General features: G+C 39.6%; 2 protein-coding genes. Both read left to right on the forward strand.

What is annotated here, in order from left to right:
• Positions 1-119 precede the first annotated feature (119 nt).
• Positions 120-1,052, forward strand: a complete 933-nt coding sequence (locus HDC90_RS25230; protein WP_184471405.1) for a GlxA family transcriptional regulator — start codon at positions 120-122, stop codon at positions 1,050-1,052.
• Positions 1,053-1,128: 76 nt separating this feature from the next.
• Positions 1,129-1,905: a DJ-1/PfpI family protein gene (locus HDC90_RS25235; protein ID WP_184471407.1), complete on the forward strand. Its 777-nt coding sequence runs from the start codon at positions 1,129-1,131 to the stop codon at positions 1,903-1,905.
• Positions 1,906-2,552 lie beyond the last annotated feature (647 nt).

Consider the following 2,552-nt stretch of genomic DNA (forward strand, 5'->3'; position numbering starts at 1 on the left):
CCGCCAATTCTCAGGACAGGGAACATCTTTTGCCCATAAAAAAAGAAAAAGCTTCCTAAGCTGCTTGAAAAAGGGTTTTATTCATAGGAGGTTTACGTTCTATCTGCTACCTTTGAAAAATGAGCGCTAATCGTGTTATATTTTTCATATTTGATAGTGTTCACCTTTTGGATCTGGCTGGCGCTGTAACCGTTTTTTATGAGTCTGGGTGCTGCGGCAATAATTACGATATACGTTATGTTTCTCCATACCGCAACCCGGCAACCTCATCAGGTCTTGGATTTTCAAACGTTGAGCCACTACATTCGATAATAGTTAATAAAGACGACATTGTTATTGTAGCCGGAATGGAAATTAAAAAATGGGACAGAGCAGATGATCACCTTTGGATACCCTGGCTACAGGATGCTGCTGCAACGGGTGCCACCATATCTTCAATTTGTACTGCAGCATTTGCGCTTGCTGCTGCCGGACTCTTAAATGGGCACAATTGCACTACGCATTGGGCATGGACCGCAGCTTTACAACGAGAATATCCCCGCCTTAAAGTAATAGAGAATAAACTATTTGTGCAAAGTGGCCGAATATTCACCAGTGCGGGAATTGCCACAGGTATTGACTTGGCGCTATATTTTATTGAAGAGCAGCACGGAGCGGCTTTTGCATGCGTTGTAGCAAAAGACATGGTTGTTTATATGCGCAGAGATGGCACGGAAGCGCAAAATAGCATTTACTTGCAAAACAGGCAGCATATTAACCATCCTATACATATGGTCCAGGATCATATTACCAAGCATTTACATGATAAACTAATCATAGATGAATTGGCCCAATTGGTCTTTATTAGTCCGCGTAATCTTACACGTTTATTCAAATCTGTCACAGGAATCACGATCGGGCAATATATACAGTCCTTAAGGCAGGAAAAGGCAAAGCAGCTGCTTAAAACCAATCATAAAGTGGCCTGGGTAGCTAAAGAATGTGGCTTTAGCAGTCCGGCTCAGCTGAGGAGGATAATTAAAAAAAACAATATTGACCATGATCATTGCTAAAATGGCCGGATTGTTACTATGGTTGTCCTGATTTGTTAGCAGTGTTCAGTTAATTTTGAATTTTAATTAAATTTCTATGAAACAACTGTTACACCTATTATTTTTTATCCCATGCTTTGCGTTTGCACAAGTTTATGCAACCGCATATGTATGCACACCCTGTAACCATCCATGTGATACCACAACTTATGGGCAACCCGGTGTTTGTAAGCATTGCGGAATGGCGTTAGTCGAGAAAAATCAACAGGCGTCAATGGATAAGAAAATTACCGTTTGCTTTTACTTATATGATGGCGTAGAGGTACTTGACTTTGCAGGGCCGATGGAAGTATTTTCCTACGCAGGATTCAAAGTCATCACCGTCGCAAAAACCAAAGCTCCTCTCACGTCGCAGGGAATTTTAAAGATCATCCCGGATTACAGCATTAAGGATGCCCCGCAAACAGATATTTTTGCGGTATTTGGTGGTTCAGACGAGGTGGCAACAAATGATCCCGAAGTTATTTCCTGGATAAAATCCAGGGACAGCGTTACTAAAAATTATTTTTCTGTTTGCACCGGGGCGTTTATTCTTGGAAAAGCAGGTTTGCTTGATCAGCTTACGGTTACCACTTTTCATAAAAGCATAACGAATCTCCAAAAGGCTGTCCCGAAAGCTAAAGTGCTTCAGAATGTCCGCTACGTTGATAATGGCAGGGTAATCACCACGGCCGGGATATCGGCTGGTATAGATGGTGCTTTGCACTTGGTATCAAAATTAAAAGGCAAAGAAGTGGCAGAAGCAGTTGCAAAACAAATAGAATATGATAAATATATGCCAGAACAAGGTATGGATCTATCGTCTCAGCATTAAATTTTTTAGACGTTTCAACTATAAGTATAAAATCTACCGCCTTACTGGTTGATGGGAGTTCACCGCCTTCACCGATCCTAGCGGCCTTGAAATTTTAGTATGAAAAACACAGTATTTACAATATCATTTTTATCTGTATCTACAACGCTAAATGCGTAAACAAATGATAGTTTAATAACTATTGGCAAAAGTTACTCAGTTTATTTAGGAACAGACTCAATCTTTTTTCCCCTTAAATAATCTCGGAATGGTGTAGGGTAAGTCTCGAATATCCGTAAAACAGAAAGTTCTAGTTCGTAGCGGAATTTCATCAGAGATTGGATTTTTAAACCCATCAAACAACTCTTTTGTAGTTATTTGATGGGTTTTGTGGAGAATATCGGATTTGAAATTTCCTCAATTGCGTTCCTTAAACGCTGTTTTTGATGCTTTAGAAGCGGTTTTTTATTTGTCATTTTGGGTAATTTGGCTGAGTTTTGGCTGAGTTTTCAATCAATTATCTTAAATAAAGATAAACAAAAAACATCGTTTAAATCACTTTAAAGCCATATCTGCATATACCAATAAATTTGACCCCCTTTCGCCAATTTCAAATTGACCCCCAGAGTTGTTGCTTGAAAAAAGCAGAAGTTGTTGTGCAAAAAGGC

Origin of the sequence: Pedobacter sp. AK013, from assembly GCF_014205835.1 — a bacterium.
GTDB lineage: Bacteria > Bacteroidota > Bacteroidia > Sphingobacteriales > Sphingobacteriaceae > Pedobacter.

Bases quoted from the DNA above. Each gene is read 5' to 3' on its own strand.
- HDC90_RS25230 (WP_184471405.1), top strand. From the start codon at position 120: ATGAGCGCTAATCGTGTTATATTTTTCATATTTGATAGTGTTCACCTT.
- HDC90_RS25235 (WP_184471407.1), top strand. From the start codon at position 1,129: ATGAAACAACTGTTACACCTATTATTTTTTATCCCATGCTTTGCGTTT.